The sequence below is a fragment of the Deinococcus sp. Arct2-2 genome (assembly GCF_004801315.1).
In the GTDB taxonomy this organism is placed as follows: Bacteria; Deinococcota; Deinococci; order Deinococcales; family Deinococcaceae; genus Deinococcus.
Genome location: NZ_SSNW01000021.1, coordinates 24,035 through 39,837, shown reverse-complemented (window position 1 = coordinate 39,837; position 15,803 = coordinate 24,035). Strand labels below are relative to the sequence as shown.

Here is a 15,803-nt window from a genome sequence, read left to right as displayed (position 1 = left end):
CCTTCTGGAGGAAAGTTATATGCGTCTATCCCCACTGCTCGCCCTCGGTTTGGCCCTTACCAGCGCAGCCCACGCCCAGACCACTGTGGTCTTTTGGGACTTCTTCGGCGGCGGCGACGGCGCACGCATGAAGCAGATCGTCGATCAATTCAACGCGTCCCAGACGGCCATCAAGGTAGAGCGCACCACCCAGACGTGGGGTAACCCCTTTTATACTAAGGTGCATACCGCCGTGATTTCCGGCCAGACGCCCGACGTGATGACCTATCACCTCTCGGCCACACCCGCTGGACTTCAGAGAAAAGATTTGCGGGCCTTCAGTACGGCAGATTTGGCGCTGGGCGGCCTGAAGTCCAGCGACTTCCAGTCGAATCTGGTGGCGACCCTGACCACCGATGCCAAGAATGCCGGAACCAACGGTCTGTTCGGCATTCCCCTCGATACCCACACCTTCGTGGTGTACTACAACAAAGACGTGCTGAAAAAAGCGGGCGTGCTGGGTGCAGACGGCAAATTGATGCCGATGAAGAGCGTGGCCGACCTCACCAAGACGCTGCAAGCCATCAAGACCAAAACGGGCGTGACGCCCATTGCCCTCAGCAGCAATCAGGATTCGGCCTCAGTGTGGCGGCTGTGGTACAGCCTGTTTTTGCAGCAGGGCGGCAGCTTGGTCAAAGACGGCAAACTGTCTCTGACCGACCTAGACACCAAAGGCCGCGCCGCACTGCAAATCATGGCCGATTGGAGCAAGGCGGGCCTGATTACCAAAAACGTGACCTACCCGGCGGGCGTGGCACTCTTTACGGCAGGCCGCGCCGCCATGATGCTCAACGGCAACTGGGAAGTGCCCACGATGGTAGACGCCAAAGCCAAGAGCCAACTGAAGTTCGACTACGGCATCATGAGCTTCCCCGCGCTGTACGGCAACAATGGCAGCACTTGGGCCGACTCGCATATGCTGGCGATTCCCAGCAACGCCAAGACTCCCCTCAGCCCCGAAAAGCTGAAGGCCGTCATGACCTTTATCGGCTACGTGAACAAGCAGGGCGGCAACACTTGGGCGGGCGGCGGCCATATTCCGGCCTACTTGCCCACGCAGGCCAGCGCCGCGTATAAGGGTATGCAGCCCAATACCCAGTACTCCGCGACCTCGGCCAAAGACGCCCGGTTGGAACCCACCGCTCCGATCTTCGGCGTGGGTGGCCCCGTGTACGACGCCATCGGCGTGAACTTTACGCCCGTGTTGCTGGGGCAAGCCACTGCCGATCAGGGCATCGCCAAACTGAAAACGGCCCTGCAAAGCTTCGTGAAGTAAGCGGGCCAGTTGAGGAATTCCTGATTAGGAATCTTCGACTAAAACCTGAGGAGAACGGCCCACCGCCCCGCCTGCCTCTGCACGGCGGGGCGTGGTGTTCCCTCTCCCCTTCCCACCAAACCACAGACCAGTTTCAGAAGAGGTTGAGCGCCTATGATCAGTCCTCCTGCTCGCCCACCCGCCGCCCCTGTACCTCCCCCGCCGGGCCGCGCCAGCCAAGTTCGTCAGAAATATCTGACGGCGGCGCTGTTGGTGCTGCCCTTCGTGGCGCTGTACTTGTTGTTTTTGATCTATCCCACCCTGCGCGTGCTGCAACTCAGTTTTACCAACGCCGACCTGTCGGGCAACGGTGCTTACGTGGGCGTGCAAAATTACACCCGGCTCTTTGGAGAACCCACTTTCTGGACGGCGCTGCTTAACACCCTGCTGTTTATTCTGCTGACGGCGGTGCCCAATACCCTGATCGGGCTGGGGCTGGCGCTGCTGATTTTGCGGCTGAACCGGCTAAAGAATCTGGTGCTGGCGGCCTTTTTCTTACCGTATGTGCTGCCCGTCAGCGTCGTCACGAATGTCTGGAACTGGGTGCTGGATTCCAACTTCGGCCTGTTCAATTTCCTCACGGGCAGCACCGTCACTTGGTTTCAAGACCCGGTGTGGGCGCTGCCCTCGGTGGCGTTCGTCACGATCTGGTGGACGGTTGGATTTAACATCCTGCTTTTTATTGCCGGTCTGCGGAACATTTCGCCCGAAATTTACGAGGCGGCGGCGCTGGACGGCGCGGCGGGCTGGCGGCTGTTCTGGTCTATTACGTGGCCCAACCTGTGGCCCGTCACCAGCCTGATTTTGCTGCTGCAACTGATCGCCCAATTCAAGATTTTTGATCAGATTTATCTGCTGACACAGGGCGGCCCCTTCGATAAAACGTTGGTGCTGCTGCTCTACGCTTACCGCGAAGGCTTTCAGCAACAGCACGGGGGCTATTCCTCCACCATCGGCGTTGTGCTGATGGCCGTGATCTTGCTGGTGTCGGCCATCCAGTTCCGCCTACTCAACCGAGGTGAACGCTCATGACCAGCAGCCCTCCCCTTGCCCCGGCGGTGGCCGCCACCCGTCCGCCCCTCACCCTGCGCCGCCGCCTGTCGCGGTTGCCGGGTGCGGTGGTCACGTTCCTCACGGTGTTGCTGGCCGGGGCGTGGGTCTTTCCGCTGTACTGGGCCTTCATCACCTCCCTCAAGCCCGAAAACGATACGGTGGCCTTGCCCCCCAAGCTCTGGCCCGAAACCATAGATTTCAGCGCCTACACCTATATTTTTCAGAACAGCCCGGTGGTGCGCTGGTACCTCAACAGCGTCGTCAGTTCGTTGGTCATTACGGTGCTGGTGCTGCTGCTGTCCATGCTGTGCGCCTACGCCCTGTCACAAATCAACTTTCGGGGGCGGCGCTGGCTCTACTGGCTGATTCTGGCGGGCTTCATGATTCCGTTTCAGGCCAGCCTGATTCCTCTCTTTATTCTGGTGAACAAGCTGGGACTGGTGAACGACGTGATGGGGCTGATTTTGCCCCAACTCGCCGCGCCAGTCGCGGTGGTGATCTACAAACAGTTTTTCGATCAAATCCCCAGCGAACTCGGAGACGCCGCCCGCATCGACGGAGCCAGTGAAGCGCGGGTGCTGTTCAGCATCTTCTTGCCCCTGAACTGGAGCATCACGTTTTCGCTGGCTATCGTCACCTTCATCGCCGCTTGGAACAACTTCTTATGGCCGTTTATCGTCATGAACGACACCGCCAAGCTGACCATTCCGGTGGGCATCACGCAGGTTCAGTCGGCCTACGGAGTCGCCTACGCCAAAACGATGGCGACGGCAGTGACAGCAGCCGTGCCCACCATCTTCGCCTACCTCATCTTCCAGCGCCGCGTAACCGAAGGCGTGATGGCGACGGCAGGGCTCAAAGGCTGAAGCGGCAGCAGTGATTCTCTAAGCCGCGCCAATCATCAGTGAACGTTCACACCCTGTTCCCTCTCTGTCCCTCAAGGAGTCCCGTGATGGCCGCACCTCCCCTCTACACCATCGGCATCGACTACGGCACCGAATCTGGCCGGGCCGTAGTCATCCGCACCAGCGACGGCTTCGCACTGGCCGAAGCGGTCACGCCCTACGCGCACGGGGTCATGGATCGCCGCCTCCCCGACGGCACCCCACTGGGCCGCGAATGGGCGCTGCAACATCCGCAAGATTATCTGGACGTACTTCAGCAAGCCGTGCCCGCAGCACTGGCCGCTTCCGGAATTGCGCCAGATCAGATTGTGGGCATCGGAATAGATTTCACAGCCTGCACGGTACTTCCAACCTGGCATGACGGCACCCCGCTGTGCTTCCTCCCCGAATACGCGGGCCGCCCGCACGCTTGGGTCAAGCTCTGGAAACATCACGCCGCGCAGCCACAAGCAGACCGCATCAATGCGCTGGCCGAAGAACGCGGCGAGCCTTGGTTGGCCCGCTACGGCGGCAAAATCAGCAGCGAGTGGCTGTTTGCCAAAGCTCTACAAATTCTGGAAGAAGACCCCGACGTGTACACCCACGCGGGACGGTTTATCGAGGCTGCCGACTGGGTGGTGTGGCAACTGACGGGTGTGGAAACCCGCAACGCCTGCACCGCCGGATACAAGGCGATGGTGCAGGGCGGCAACTACCCTCCCACCGACTATTTCGCCGCGCTGAATCCAGCGTTCGCCAATGTGGTGGATGAAAAACTGGGCCGCGAACTCAGTCCGTTGGGCGCTCTGGCCGGACGCCTGACCACGCAGGCCGCGCAGTGGACGGGCCTCTTGCCCGGCACAGCCGTTGCGGTGGCGAATGTAGACGCCCACGTGACCGCGCCCGCCGCAGGAGTCACTGGGCCGGGGCAACTCGTGGCAATTATGGGCACCAGCACTTGTCATGTGCTGATCGCAGAAAAGCGGGCTGAAGTTCCGGGCATGTGCGGCGTCGTCGACGGCGGCATCGTGCCCGGCGCTTACGGCTACGAAGCAGGCCAAAGCGGAGTAGGCGATATTTTCGCGTGGCTGGTGAAAAACGCTGTGCCTGCCGAGTATTTCGCACAGGCAGAGCGGGAGCAGCTGACTATTCATGCTGTGCTGGAACGGGAAGCCGCCCGCCAACGCCCCGGCGAGCACGGCCTGATGGCGCTGGACTGGTGGAACGGCAACCGCAGCGTGCTGGTGGATGCCAACCTCAGCGGCGTCGTGGTGGGCCTGACGCTCGCCACCCGCGCCCCCGACCTGTACCGCGCCCTGATCGAAGCCACTGCCTACGGCACACGCGTCATCATCGAGAACTTCGAGACCAGTGGCGTCCCTGTACATGAACTGGTGATCGCAGGCGGGCTGAAGAAAAACCGCATGCTGATGCAGATTTACGCCGACGTGACGAACCGCCCCCTGAGCGTGCTGGACGTGGAACAAGGCCCAGCGTTGGGCAGCGCCATGCACGCAGCAGTGGCAGCGGGGGTCTACCCCGATATTGGGGCGGCGGCAGAGAAGATGGGCCAAGTGCAGCGCGGCGTGTACACGCCCAACCCCAGCAACGTCGCGGTATACAACCAACTGTATGCCGAATACCTGACCCTGCACGACTACTTCGGGCGCGGCCTGAACGACGTGATGAAGCGCCTGAAACGGTTGTCAGGGGAAGCGGTTACGGCTGCTCCTGCGGTCTCTGACCCTATCTCCGCACCCCCACTAGAGGTGGCCCGGTGACGCGGCCTGATTCGCTTCAAAGCGTGCGCGAAGACCTGACCCGGCTGCATCTGGAATTGCCTAAAAACGGCCTCGTAACGTGGACGAGCGGCAATATCAGTGCGCGGGTGGCGGGCGGAATGCTGATCAAACCCAGCGGCGTCACCTTTAAAGATCTCACTCCCGAAAAGATGGTGCTGACCGACCTGCACGCCACAGTGTTAGACCACACTGGACACGGCGGCAGCCTCAGCCCCAGCAGCGATACCGCCACCCACGCGTACATTTATCGCCACTTGCCCGACGTGGGTGGCATCGTGCATACCCACAGCCCATATGCCACCGCGTGGGCCGCCAACGCCCGCGAGATTCCGTGCTTCCTCACCGCTATGGCCGACGAATTTGGTGGGCCGATTCCCTGCGGCGGGTTTGCCCCCATCGGCGGCGAGGAAATAGGCGCGGAAGTGGTGCGGGTGCTGCGCGGCCACCGTTCGCCCGCCATCATTTTGCAAAATCACGGGGTGTTTACGGTGGGCAACACGCCGCAGGCCGCCCTGAAAGCCGCTGTGATGTGCGAAGACGTGGCCCGCACTGCCTTTCTTGCCGTGCAATTGGGACAACCCGTGCCCCTCGCCCCCGCCGACATCGACCGCCTCTACACCCGCTATACCACCGTCTATGGTCAGCGGGCCGCCCAACCCGGAGAACCTACGCCTTGAAACAGCTCGACACCCCCAAGCTCTGGTTCGTCTGCGGCTCGCAGCATTTGTACGGCCCCGAAGTGATTGAGCAAGTGGCGGCTCATGCCCATACCATCGCTGAGGCGCTAGACGCCGCGCCCGCTCTGCCGCTGCCGATCATTTCCAAAGGCGTGCTGACCACGCCCGACGAGATTCGCGCCCTGTGCTTGCAGGCCAACGCCGACCCCTCCTGCGCGGGCTTGGTGCTGTGGATGCACACCTTCAGCCCCGCCAAAATGTGGATCGGTGGCCTTAGCAGCCTCAGCAAGCCGTTCGTTCATCTGCATACCCAATTTGGGCGCGATCTGCCGTGGGACAGCATCGACATGGACTACATGAACCTGAACCAGTCGGCGCACGGTGACCGCGAGGCCGGATTCCTGCATACCCGCATGCGGCTGGAACGCAAAGTCGTAGTAGGCCACTGGAGCGACCCCGAAGTGCAGGCCCGCTTGGGCGTGTGGGCGCGGGCGGCGTGGGCGTGGAGCGACTGGCAGGGCGCGAAATTCGTGCGCTTTGGCGACAACATGCGCCAGGTGGCCGTGACCGAGGGCGACAAGGTCAGTGCCGAACTGCGCTTCGGTTTCAGCGTGAATACCCATGCGGTAGGCGACCTCGTGCAGCGCGTGAACGCCGTGACCGACGGAGAAATCGACACTCTGATTCAAACCTATTTAGCCGAATATGACGTGGCCCCCGAGTTACAACCCGGCGGCGAGCGGCACAGTTCCCTGCGCGACGGCGCAGGCATCGAAGCGGGCATGCGGGCTTTTCTGGAGGAGGGCGGCTACCGGGGCTTCACCGACACGTTTGAAGACCTGCACGGCCTGAACCAATTACCGGGCCTCGCCACCCAACGCCTGATGGCCGAGGGCTATGGCTTTGGCGGTGAGGGCGATTGGAAAACGGCGGCGCTGGTGCGGGCGATGAAGGTGATGGCCCACGAATTGCCGGGTGGCACGTCATTTATGGAAGATTACACCTACCACCTCGCCCCCGGTCAGCATCAAGTCTTGGGTTCGCATATGCTGGAAATCTGCCCCAGCATAGCGGCGGCGCGGCCCCGGCTGGAAGTGCATCCGCTGGGCATCGGCGGCAAAGACGACCCGGTGCGCTTGGTGTTCGACGCCGCATTGGGCGCGGCCATCAACGTGTCGCTGATCGACCTCGGCAACCGCTTCCGGGTGATCGTGAACGAGGTGGAATCGGTGGAGCATCCCGATGTGCCCCAGTTGCCTGTGGCGCGGGCCGTGTGGGAGTGCAAACCCGATTTCAAGACCGCCTGCGCCGCGTGGATCTATGCGGGCGGAGCGCACCACACGGGCTACAGCACTGCCGTGACCACCGAACACATCGAAGATTTTGCGGCTATTGCGGGCATCGAACTGGCGGTGATCGATGAATCGACGGGACTGCGCGACTTCCGCCAGAACTTGCGCCTGAACGACTTGTATTACGTGCTGGCACAGGGATTGAGGGCATGAAAGGGGTGCGCATGAAAAAGCTTACTTTCCTAGGCGGTGCAGTCCTCTTCGGCGGAGCTTTGGCCCTCGGCGGCAGCCTTGCCAAGCCGCAACCCACCCTGCGCGGCGACCTGAATCTTCACGATCCTACGGTGCTGCACTTGGCGGGCGGTGACGTGGCAATGGGTACCGGCTACGAGGGCATTGACGCGGGTACGCTGCGCCTGAAAACTTCGGCAGACGGCGTGACGTGGGCCGACGCCGGACACTTGGGCAACGCTCAGCCCGCGTGGGTTGCCAAATTGCTCGGAGAAACGCCGCCCAACCTCTGGGCACCCAGTCTGTTTCAGCGGGGCAGCGTCACTTATTTGTATTATTCCGCCTCGACTTTCGGCAAAAATACCAGCGGTATCGGCCTGATGACCAATCCCAAACTCGACCCCAAGCGCCCCGGCAGAGGTTGGGTAGACCGGGGCTTGGTGCTGTCCAGCAAGGCGGGAGACTCCTTCAATGCCATCGATCCGGCCCGCCTCGATACCGCCGATGGGCGGGCGTGGCTGACCTACGGCTCGTGGTGGGACGGCATTCGCCTGCGCGAACTCGACCCGGTGAGCGGCCTCACCAAATCCGGTACGTCCGAAGTGCGGCTGGCTTCTCGCGGAGGCCGGGCGATAGAAGCCCCCAGTTTGGTGCAGCACGGCGGCTACACCTACCTGTTCGTGTCGTTTGACCGCTGTTGCGCGGGCCTCAGCAGCACTTACCGGATCATGGTGGGCCGCTCGCGCAGCGTGACCGGGCCGTACTTAGACCGCGCTGGACGCTCCCTGCTAGACGGCGGCGGCACAGAACTACAGGCCAGCAAGGGCCGCTACATCGGGCCGGGGGGTCAAGAAGTGTTCCGGACCCCAGCGGGCGACATGTTGGCCTATCACTTTTATGACGGCGAAGGCGGCGGCACACCGCTGCTGCAAACCTCGCCCATCGTGTGGGGCGCAGACGGCTGGCCCACGCTGCCCGCCGTACCGCCAGAGGCCACGCCATGATCCACCTGACCGAAACAGTCGCAAGAACCCACACCGCCGCTGTCCTGACCGCCCCCGGCACCTTTGCCTTCGTGCAGCGCGAGCTTGCCGCGCCAGCCCCCGGAGAAGTGACCGTGAGAATTTGGGCGGTGGGCGTGTGCGGCTCCGACATTCACATGTACCAAGACGGGCGGATCGGCACCACCGAAATTCTGTCGCCGCTGGTGCTGGGGCACGAGTTTATGGGCGAAATCGTGACTGCGCCGGAAGGCTGCACGGACGGTGAGGGGCGGCCTGTGCACCCCGGAATGCGCGTGGCGGTGGAACCCCATGTGGCCTGCGGGCACTGCCGCTCTTGCTTGGAGGGACACCCCAACCTCTGCCCCAATCACACGTTTATGGGCGTGTTTCCGCGTGACGGGGCGCTGCAAACCCTGCTGAACGTGCCTGCCCACAACACTTTTGCCCTGCCCGATCAGATCACCGATGTGGGCGGCGCGATGCTGGAACCGTTGGGCGTGGCCCTGCACGCGCTGAGGCTGGGGCATGTGCGAGTAGGCGACCGGGCGGCGGTGGTGGGGGCCGGGCCGATTGGCCTGCTGTTGGTGGCCCTCCTGCGCCTGAACGGGGTAACGGCGCTGCACGTGACCGAACCGCTGGCGTGGCGGCGCGAGTTGGCCGCACAGATGGGCGCAACCAGCACCGACGCCGGATTCTCTGCGCCGCACGACAGCCTCTATGACGTGGTCTTTGAAGCAGCGTGGGCCGACGCCTCGGTGCAGGACGCCGCCTTGCTGGCCCGGCCCGGTGCGCGGGTGGTGCTGGTGGGCATCCCCGGCGATGACCGGATGACGGTGCAGCATTCGTTGGCCCGCCGCAAAGGGTTGTCTCTGATCTTTGCGCGGCGTATGGCCCACACCTACCCGGCGGCGATTGCGCTGGTGGCGGGCGGCCTGCTGGACGTCGACCAATTGGTCAGCGACGTGTACCCACTGGCCGAGGTGGAACGGGCCTTCCAACGGCACGCGCAGTACGAACCCGGCGTGATCAAGGTCATGGTGACGGTGTGACCTGAGGGGGTGCATGAAGATCAGCCGCCAATTTAAATGACTGCCGAGTTGACCAATCGTTCACAGCCGTTTTATATCTGTTCTGCTCTACGCTGGAACACTGTGCCAGATACAGCGCACCGGACTCTCCTTTTCAGAATAGCTGCCTAACATTCCGATCTCTTTTCTAGGCGGCCTCTGATAGATTGCCGCGTATGGCTGCCGCGCTCCACCTTGTTTCGCTTGCACTGTATTCACAAGGCAATCATGTCTAAAACCAGTTCCACCGCCGTGACCATTCATGATGTCGCCCGCCATTCTGGGGTGTCGTATCAAACGGTGTCGCGGGTCGTCAACAACCATGTCAGTGTGGCGGCCACCACCCGCGAACGTGTGCTGAAGGCCATTCAGGAGCTGAATTACCGCCCCAGCCTGCTCGCCAAAAGTTTGGTCAGCAAGCGTTCGGGACTGCTGGGCGTGGTGGCCTACGGCACCGAGCAATACGGGCCGTCGCAAGTGGTTCAGAATGTGGAACGCTGCGCCCGCAAACACGGCTACGAGGTGATTTTGGTCACGCTACGCGAGTTTAAGGAAGCCGAGATGCTGAGCGCAGTTGGGCGGCTGCAACAATTTGGTGTAGACGGTGTAGTGTTGCTGGCCCCCTACGACGCCCACGACATCGTGCGGGGCCTCGGCAGTCAGACGCCGTTTATTTTGGTAGACGCCACTGCCGATGTGGACGGCACCACCGTCAGCATCGATCAAGTAGAGGGGGCGGTCATTGCCACCGAACACCTGATCAGCCTTGGCCACCGCGACATTCTGCACATCAGCGGCCCGCGTGAATGGAGCGACGCCGAGTTGCGGCATCAGGGCTATGTGCAAACGCTGGAGCGGCACGGGCTGACTGTGCTGCCCCGCGCCGAGGGCGATTGGAGTCCGGGGAGCGGCTTTGCGGCCACACGGCGGGCGCTGGACGCCGGAATATCGTTCACGGCGGTGCTGGCGGGCAACGATCAGATGGCGCTGGGCGTGCTGACGGCCCTCAAGGGTGCGGGGCTGAATGTACCCACACAGATGTCGGTGGTGGGTTTCGACGATACCCCCGAAGCCGCCTACTACGATCCGCCCCTGACCACCGTCGTGCAAGATTTTGGCCTGCTGGGACGCAAAAGCCTAGACGAACTCCTGCGCCTGATCGAGCAACCGAACGCCCACAGCCGCCACGTCGTGTTTCAGCCGCAACTGATCTTGCGCGGCAGCACTGGGCCGCGCTTTGTTCCGGCAAGATGATAACCCGATAAGTGAACCAGTTCCGGTTGAGGGCCGCACACTTCGGCTTTCGATTCGGGCAGAGGGCGTGGGAGGTGTACGGACGCCGCGTTATGGACGCGCAGCCGACTCGGTTCCGGGCGTGTGGGAATAAAATTCGTGTCAGCTTCCTCGCCCTCAGGTTCACCCAGTCTGGAGCGCTGCCAGAAAGGACGCCCAGAACGGTCTGAAGGTGGCAAATGGTTCAGACTGCGGCTATGACGTTTCTTGCCACTTCTCCCATCCTGTCTGTGCTGGATCTGGTGCCGCTGGCTTCCGGCAGCAGCAGCACGCAGGCTGTTCTGGACACCATTGACCTTGCCCAGCATGTCGAGGCGCTGGGATACCGGCGATATTGGCTGGCCGAACACCACAATATGCAGTCGTTGGTCAGCAGCGCCCCAGAACTCTTGATCGCGGCCCTCAGCCAGCGCACGACGACGCTGCGGCTGGGTTCGGGCGGCATCATGTTGCCCAACCACGCGCCGCTGAAGGTGGCCGAAACTTTCCGGCTGCTGGAGGCGTTGGCCCCAGACCGCATCGACCTCGGACTAGGCCGCGCTCCCGGCACCGATCTGACTACGGCGCTGGCCCTCCGAAGATCTCGCGGGGCGGTGCAGGCCGACGACTTCGAGGCCCAATTGGCCGAATTGCTGGCCTTCTCGGATCAGACTCCTCCTAGCTCGTCTGCCGCCCGTCCACATTTTCCGGCAGACCACCCCTTCCGGGGCATCGTGGCCGCTCCCTACGATCAACCGCTGCCGCCGCTGTGGATGCTCAGCAGCTCCGGGCACGGCGCGGCGGTGGCCGCAGAACTGGGGGCGGGCTTGGCGTTTGCGACCCACATCAACCCCGATCTGCCGTTGGCCGCGCAGTCTATCGCGCATTACCGCGCCGCCTTCCAGCCTTCGGCCACCTTTGCACAGCCGCAGGTGATCGTGGCTCAATCAGTCATCTTGGCCGACACTGACGAAGAAGCCGCGCGGCTGGCTCTGCCACTGGTCCTGATGTTCTTGCGGCTGATGCGCGGGGAGGGTGCCCCCTTTGCCAGTGTGGAAGAAGCGGAAGCCTACCCCTACAGCGCCGCCGAACGCGCACAGTTGGGGGCGATGCAGCGAAGTGGGCGCGTGGTGGCGGGCGGCCCAGACACCGTTAAGGCGCGGCTAGATCATGTGTTGCAGGTTACGGGAGCGCAAGAACTGATGGTAGGCAGCCTGATGCACCGCTTAGCAGACCGCAAACGCGCCTATGAGCTGCTGGCGAATCTGTATCCACAGCAGGCCAGCCTTCCCGCCCGGCCACTGATCCACCAGTATTGAAAGCACACGGGAGGGGAAAGACGGCACCCACTCCACTTGCGTGTAAGGCAACAGGGCTGACGCTTAAGCAGGTTAAGGCCCGCCGACCCTAGACACAACATGAGCGACTTCGCTTGAAAAGAGCTGCACTTGCTGGGCAGGCTGAGCCGGAGACACTTGGGCGCGGGCCTGCTGGTGGGCAAGCCACACGACGTAGCGGGCGTGTCGGGCCTGAAATTCGCCCCGCTGGACGGCGGCTCCGAACAGCGTGGCCCGCTGAAGGCTGCGGGTGAGTTCGGCGTGCAAACCTGTGTACAGCTCAGCATCAGGAGCGCCCCACACTTTGCGCTCTAAAACCTCTTGAGCCTGCCAAGCGGTGAGGAGCTGTTGGCCGCGCCGATTCACGTCTGCCACCCAATTCAGCAACACTTGTTGGGCGCTGAGGCCTTTGCTCCAGTCTTGGGCCGCTTCATATTCACCCATTCGGCGCTCCACAATTTGCCAAAACAGCAGCGGCCACTGCCCCGTTTCGCCGGGCCGCCCCCGCAGCATGGAGGGCCGGGGCAGGCTAGGGTCGATGGCGTAAGCCTGCGGATACACCACCCTCTCCAAAAAGTCGATGTCGGCCCACAGCGCACGAAATTGATACTGGCGGCAAAAGGTTCGGAGGTCGGTGGCGACGGTCATGGCTCAGGTGCATTATCGCGGGCGCGTTGGCTGATGCTCTGTTGCCCAGCAAGAGAAGAGCTGCACAAGGAAACATGCTCTACGCTTTGCACGGCCCACTCGCCGCTCCCCGACTCCTACAGAACGCTGGACGAGATTCGATCAACGGATTGATCGGATGGCGTTTGACTGAACGCCGTGCAGCTTATTGATTCTTGCTTAGGTTGGCAACATCTTGGGAACATGGAGCTGGAAGGTGAACCCCCCCGTTGCTCGCGCAACGCCCCCCCTTAAAGGGGAGGACAAGTGCTGTTGCGCTCCCCTTTAAGGGGGGCTGGCTGCCAAGCAGACTGGGGGGTTCGCCCGGAAGCATCGACGGTCGATGCTTGCCCCGTTTGGAGTTACTCAGCCGCACAGGAATCAAAAAACGCTGTGCAAATGGGCCTTCTCTCAAAGTGCCCCAGTCACGCCTCTACGAAGCGCATGCTGAAGCTGCGGCCTTTGATTTTGCCCCCGTTCAGGCGCTCGAAGGCTTGGTCGGCCACTTGGCGGTCAATCGCCACATAGGTCATGAACTCGAACACGTTGATCTTGCCCACCTGCTCTTTGCTGAGGCCACCGTCTCCGGTCAGTGCGCCCAACACGTCGCCGGGGCGCAATTTGTCTTTCTTGCCGCCCCGAATGCACAGCGTCACCATCGGGGCGGGCGAAGCCTCCGCGTGGTCGGTGTCCAGTTCTTCTAGCGGATACCACTGCACTGGGGCACCTTGGTAGGTTTCGATCAAGCTTACCCACTTCTTTTCGTTGGGCGCACACAAGGTCAGGGCCAAGCCCGATTCGCCTGCGCGTCCTGTGCGGCCCACACGGTGAACATGCACCTCGGTATCTCTAGACACGTCGGCAATGATCACGGCCCCCAGCCCGGCAATATCCAGCCCGCGTGCGGCCACATCGGTGGCTACGAGTACCGAGCAACTGCGGTTAGAAAACAACACCAGAATTTCGTCGCGTTCGCGCTGCTCTAGGTCGCCGTGCAGGGCCAGCGCCGAACAACCTTGGGCACGTAGTTCTTCGGCCAGTTCGCGGCAATGGACTTTGGTATTGCAAAACACCAGCGCAGACACGGGCCGAAACTGTTTCAGCAGGTGGCCCACGGCGGCGTCCCGCTCGCCAAATTCCACTTCATAAAACCGCTGCTCGATTTGATCGGTGGTCTGCTGCGCCTTCACGGTCACTTCTACAGGTTGATTGAGAAAAGCGGCGGTGGCCCGGCGAATATCGTCGGGGTAAGTGGCCGAGAACAGCAGGGTTTGGCGGGGCTGGGGACAGGCACCCACGATGGCCGCAATTTCGTCGTAAAAGCCCATGTCGGTCATGCGGTCGGCTTCGTCCAGCACCAATGTTTTGACGTGCGCCAGATCAAGGGAGCCGCGCCGCAAATGATCGCGGATGCGGCCCGGCGTGCCCACCACGATATGCGCCCCGTGTTCCAGCGAGGCAGCCTGCGGGCGCGACGACACGCCGCCAGTGAGCGTCAGCACTTTGATGTTGCCTTCGCCGCGTGCCAGACGCCGCAGTTCGTTGGCAACCTGATCGGCCAACTCCCGAGTCGGACACAGCACCAAACCCTGCACCGCCAGCCACGCCGAATCAAGGCGGTGCAGCAGGCCCAGCCCAAAGGCCGCCGTTTTGCCGCTGCCCGTTTCGGCCTGTGCAATCAGGTCACGGCCTTCCAGCACGGGCGGCAAGCTCTGGGCCTGAATAGGCGTCATTTGGTGGTAGCCCAGCGTGGCAAGGTTAGCCAGCACCGGGGCGCTGAGGGGCAAAGTAGAAAACGGGGCAGAAGTCATGACCAGAAGTATGGGCCGAAGCGGAGTGATGAGCCTGAGCCGAGTGCGGAGGGTGAGTACTCTGAGACGGTGGGGGCCACTGGGCAGCACACCTGCCTCAGATCAACCCATGCCAAAAAGTCTGCCCAGATAAACTGAAAGGCCAATTTTATGCGACTGGAGCCGTCCTATTCTTGTAGACAGGGTTCTTGTAGCTAGGGTGCGGTCATTGTGCGGCGCGGGCTGTGCCACTCTGCCCACATCCGTATCCCACAGCGTCCACACCTTTGTAAAAGCGTGTCTTTGTAAATGCATGTCTTTGAATAATTTTGCTTTCTAGCGGTTCTCTATTCTGTACAGCGCACATCCTGAGTAAAGTATTTTTTGCTCAGGGCCGCGTATGTTCCATTGGCCTGAATTTTCTTGAGGGCTGCATTGATGGCTGCCGTAACTTCTTTGTCAGGTCCACTCTTGACAACCATATACATCGGCTGACTCCACAGCAGCGGACTGACCTGAAGCTTTTCTGGCCCCACCTTTTTGTACATCTTCAAGGCGTCGAAGCGGTCAAGGAGCAAGACATCCACCGAACCCAACAAAAACGCCAGCAAGCCTTTGTCTGACGTAGGAAATACGTTGACATTCTTTTCGAAAGGCAGATTGCGGATGTAATTGAAATACGGATCGTTGGTGGTCATCGCAATTTTGGCTCCCTTGAGGCCTGCTTGGGTACTAGGCCCACCGGGGCGAGCAAAGAGAACGCCTCCCGTGCAACCCAGTGGGGCGCTTTGATCCACGTCACTCAGTACTTGAGGCAAGCGGGCATCGAATACAGCATCGAATGTTCCCGCGCCAAGGTCTTTGAGCAAGCCCTCTTGGGTCGCCACCTTCTTCCAACTGACGGTTTTCACTTTCATCTCTTTGGCGATCAGTCCCATGAGCTCCACAGCGAAACCGTTGATTTTCTGGCCCTCTTGGGTCAACAAGCCGGGAGTATTGGTAGAGAAACCAAGTTTAAGCGTGCCACTGCTCCGAATGCGGGCCAAATCAGCGGCCTCGGCGGAACAAGGCAAGGTCAACATCAAACAAAGGAGCGCACTGAAAGCAAACGGAAAAACACGGCACTTATGCGACAACCCCATAAAACGTTCCTCCTGAAAGTAGACTGGTGTGCTGACAAAGAGAGTGCAGCGTGGTGGCTCTATTCGTATGGTGCTACTCGCCCGACTTCTGGAGCACGCGCCTCCTTCCTAGGGCACGCAGCCGACTGACCCTGCCGCAGCACAGCAGCCACGCAGATAGATCAGATAAAATAGGCGTTGTTGCCCTCAAATACAGCAATGAACTCGTGTCCATTGAGTGAAGCACATTCTC

At 61.5% G+C, this 15,803-nt stretch carries 13 protein-coding genes; 10 read left to right on the top strand and 3 right to left on the bottom strand.

Annotation, left to right across the window (positions count from 1 at the left end; all coding sequences use genetic code 11):
• Window positions 1–19 precede the first annotated feature (19 nt).
• The 10 genes from E7T06_RS10700 to E7T06_RS10655 all read left to right on the top strand — a co-directional run bounded on the left by E7T06_RS10700 (window position 20) and on the right by E7T06_RS10655 (window position 11,955).
• Window positions 20–1,315: an extracellular solute-binding protein gene (locus E7T06_RS10700; RefSeq protein WP_136365786.1), complete on the top strand. Its 1,296-nt coding sequence runs from the start codon at window positions 20–22 to the stop codon at window positions 1,313–1,315.
• 153 nt (window positions 1,316–1,468) lie between these two features.
• On the top strand, window positions 1,469–2,386 hold the full coding sequence (locus tag E7T06_RS10695; RefSeq protein ID WP_136365785.1) for a sugar ABC transporter permease: 918 nt from the start codon (window positions 1,469–1,471) through the stop codon (window positions 2,384–2,386).
• Window positions 2,383–3,273, top strand: coding sequence for a carbohydrate ABC transporter permease (locus tag E7T06_RS10690; protein ID WP_136365784.1), 891 nt, complete (start codon window positions 2,383–2,385; stop codon window positions 3,271–3,273). The genes E7T06_RS10695 and E7T06_RS10690 overlap by 4 nt, the downstream gene beginning before the upstream one ends.
• A gap of 86 nt (window positions 3,274–3,359) precedes the next feature.
• Window positions 3,360–5,072, top strand: coding sequence for a ribulokinase (araB, locus tag E7T06_RS10685; RefSeq protein ID WP_136365783.1), 1,713 nt, complete (start codon window positions 3,360–3,362; stop codon window positions 5,070–5,072).
• Complete coding sequence (locus E7T06_RS10680; protein WP_136365782.1) at window positions 5,069–5,770, top strand: L-ribulose-5-phosphate 4-epimerase; 702 nt, start codon at window positions 5,069–5,071, stop codon at window positions 5,768–5,770. Before araB ends, E7T06_RS10680 begins: the two co-directional genes overlap by 4 nt.
• Window positions 5,767–7,275: an L-arabinose isomerase gene (gene araA / locus E7T06_RS10675; RefSeq protein WP_136365781.1), complete on the top strand. Its 1,509-nt coding sequence runs from the start codon at window positions 5,767–5,769 to the stop codon at window positions 7,273–7,275. The genes E7T06_RS10680 and araA overlap by 4 nt, the downstream gene beginning before the upstream one ends.
• An 11-nt stretch (window positions 7,276–7,286) precedes the next feature.
• Window positions 7,287–8,297 carry an arabinan endo-1,5-alpha-L-arabinosidase gene (locus E7T06_RS10670; protein ID WP_136365780.1) on the top strand — a complete coding sequence of 337 codons (1,011 nt, stop codon included), beginning with the start codon at window positions 7,287–7,289 and terminating at the stop codon, window positions 8,295–8,297.
• Window positions 8,294–9,346 (top strand): alcohol dehydrogenase catalytic domain-containing protein, encoded by a 1,053-nt coding sequence (locus tag E7T06_RS10665; RefSeq protein ID WP_136365779.1) that lies wholly within the window; start codon window positions 8,294–8,296, stop codon window positions 9,344–9,346. The genes E7T06_RS10670 and E7T06_RS10665 overlap by 4 nt, the downstream gene beginning before the upstream one ends.
• A 246-nt stretch (window positions 9,347–9,592) precedes the next feature.
• Complete coding sequence (locus E7T06_RS10660; protein WP_136365778.1) at window positions 9,593–10,618, top strand: LacI family DNA-binding transcriptional regulator; 1,026 nt, start codon at window positions 9,593–9,595, stop codon at window positions 10,616–10,618.
• A 236-nt stretch (window positions 10,619–10,854) separates the two neighbouring features.
• Window positions 10,855–11,955, top strand: coding sequence for an LLM class flavin-dependent oxidoreductase (locus E7T06_RS10655; RefSeq protein WP_136365777.1), 1,101 nt, complete (start codon window positions 10,855–10,857; stop codon window positions 11,953–11,955).
• Window positions 11,956–12,027: 72 nt separating this feature from the next.
• On the opposite strand, the gene E7T06_RS10650 is transcribed toward E7T06_RS10655, so the two are convergent.
• The 3 genes from E7T06_RS10650 to E7T06_RS10640 all read right to left on the bottom strand — a co-directional run bounded on the left by E7T06_RS10650 (window position 12,028) and on the right by E7T06_RS10640 (window position 15,511).
• The gene (locus E7T06_RS10650) at window positions 12,028–12,621 is read right to left on the bottom strand and encodes a hypothetical protein (protein ID WP_136365776.1); all 594 of its coding nucleotides are present in this window, start codon (window positions 12,619–12,621) and stop codon (window positions 12,028–12,030) included.
• Between the two features lie 443 nt (window positions 12,622–13,064).
• A complete protein-coding gene (dbpA, locus tag E7T06_RS10645) occupies window positions 13,065–14,450 on the bottom strand; it encodes an ATP-dependent RNA helicase DbpA (protein WP_136365775.1) in 1,386 nt (461 codons plus the stop codon).
• A 326-nt stretch (window positions 14,451–14,776) separates the two neighbouring features.
• On the bottom strand, window positions 14,777–15,511 hold the full coding sequence (locus E7T06_RS10640) for an ABC transporter substrate-binding protein (RefSeq protein ID WP_168733478.1): 735 nt from the start codon (window positions 15,509–15,511) through the stop codon (window positions 14,777–14,779).
• Between the last annotated feature and the right edge of the window lie 292 nt (window positions 15,512–15,803).

Excerpts from the sequence above, each read along its gene's own strand:
- E7T06_RS10700 (WP_136365786.1), top strand. The coding sequence starts at position 20 with ATGCGTCTATCCCCACTGCTCGCCCTCGGTTTGGCCCTTACCAGCGCA.
- E7T06_RS10695 (WP_136365785.1), top strand. The coding sequence starts at position 1,469 with ATGATCAGTCCTCCTGCTCGCCCACCCGCCGCCCCTGTACCTCCCCCG.
- E7T06_RS10690 (WP_136365784.1), top strand. The coding sequence starts at position 2,383 with ATGACCAGCAGCCCTCCCCTTGCCCCGGCGGTGGCCGCCACCCGTCCG.
- araB (WP_136365783.1), top strand. The coding sequence starts at position 3,360 with ATGGCCGCACCTCCCCTCTACACCATCGGCATCGACTACGGCACCGAA.
- E7T06_RS10670 (WP_136365780.1), top strand. The coding sequence starts at position 7,287 with ATGAAAAAGCTTACTTTCCTAGGCGGTGCAGTCCTCTTCGGCGGAGCT.
- E7T06_RS10665 (WP_136365779.1), top strand. The coding sequence starts at position 8,294 with ATGATCCACCTGACCGAAACAGTCGCAAGAACCCACACCGCCGCTGTC.
- E7T06_RS10660 (WP_136365778.1), top strand. The coding sequence starts at position 9,593 with ATGTCTAAAACCAGTTCCACCGCCGTGACCATTCATGATGTCGCCCGC.
- E7T06_RS10655 (WP_136365777.1), top strand. The coding sequence starts at position 10,855 with ATGACGTTTCTTGCCACTTCTCCCATCCTGTCTGTGCTGGATCTGGTG.
- E7T06_RS10650 (WP_136365776.1), bottom strand. The coding sequence starts at position 12,621 with ATGACCGTCGCCACCGACCTCCGAACCTTTTGCCGCCAGTATCAATTT.
- dbpA (WP_136365775.1), bottom strand. The coding sequence starts at position 14,450 with ATGACTTCTGCCCCGTTTTCTACTTTGCCCCTCAGCGCCCCGGTGCTG.
- E7T06_RS10640 (WP_168733478.1), bottom strand. The coding sequence starts at position 15,511 with ATGTTGACCTTGCCTTGTTCCGCCGAGGCCGCTGATTTGGCCCGCATT.